Annotated in this window: 1 protein-coding gene; it reads right to left on the bottom strand. The window is 67.4% G+C overall.

Annotated features, from left to right (window positions below):
- Positions 1-22 precede the first annotated feature (22 nt).
- On the bottom strand, positions 23-958 hold the full coding sequence (locus J2X41_RS25195) for an IS110 family transposase (RefSeq protein ID WP_310087337.1): 936 nt from the start codon (positions 956-958) through the stop codon (positions 23-25).
- Positions 959-1,160: the final 202 nt, after the last annotated feature.

The following is a 1,160-nucleotide window of genomic DNA, read 5'->3' as shown; positions in this document are numbered from 1 at the left end:
GACGGAGCGACTGTCTGGTCTGTCAAGCGGCGACCAGGGCGCGTCGAGCGTCGCGGGCCTTGGCGTTGAGGCGCACGAGCAGCTTTCGGGCCAAGGCGACGCGAACGGCCATCTTGGGTTTGCCGGCGTCGAGCAACCGTTGTCGGAAGGCGATGAAGTCGGGTTCGTGGCGAGCGACGACGGCGGCGACGACGAACAGGATCGAGCGCACCTGACTGCGCCCGCCGTAGATCGAGCGCTGGCCTGATCGCCGGCCGCTGTCGCGGGCCAGGGGCGCCAGGCCGGCCAGCTTGGCGATCGCCTTGTTGGAGTAGGTCCCGATTTCGGGCATCTGGGCCATGAGATGGGCGACTGTGCGGTCGGCCACGCCCTTGATCTCGCGAAAAGCCTGGTCGAGGGCCCGCCAGACCGGATCGCCGCCCAGCAGCTCGGCGATGGCGGTTTCGAAGCCGCGGATCTGATGGCGGATCAGCGCGGTTATCTCGTCGATCGAGGCCAGGGCGTCGGGGTCGTTCAGCAGGCGGCGCTGGTTGGTCTGGACCACTTTCAGGTCCGTCAGCTGACGCAGCCGCACGACCAGGGCTCGAAGCCGTTCCTGATTGAGCGTTGCCGGAACCTGGCCCACCAGGTTCTTGACCTGGGCGAACTGGGCGATGACCCCCGCGTCGATGTCGTCGGTCTTCTCCAGATAGCCCATGGCCTCGGCGAAACGCCGCACCTGGCGCGGATTGACCACCGCGCAGGCCAGCCCCGCCGCCCACAACAGGCCGAACGGCAGCTTCTCAAGGCCGCCGGTCGCCTCCATCACCACCAGCTCCACGCCATGTTCGGCGCAGAACCCACCAAGCTGCTCCACCCCTTTGGCGGACCGCTCCACGCTCACCGCCGGCCCGTCAGGACCAATACGGCCATCCAGCCTCTGGCCAGAGACGTCCACTCCACAAATGATCCTTGCCACGGTAACCTGCCTTGCGCGTGCGGTTGAAGCCAAGCGACTGTTCGGTCGTGCGTGAAAGCGGCGGCGGTCCCAAAGCTCCGTCACGGTCGTGGCCTGAGGGGGCGCGGGCGCCGCTCGCCGCACGAAAGAGCCCGGTGGCCACCGGGCTCTTTCACCGCACCAAGCCATCACAGCTCAGCGCTTCAATCCAGATACAAGGGGG

Origin of the sequence: Caulobacter sp. BE254 (genome assembly GCF_031457295.1) — a bacterium.
In the GTDB taxonomy this organism is placed as follows: domain Bacteria; phylum Pseudomonadota; class Alphaproteobacteria; order Caulobacterales; family Caulobacteraceae; genus Caulobacter.
This window is presented reverse-complemented; position numbering and strand designations above follow the sequence as displayed.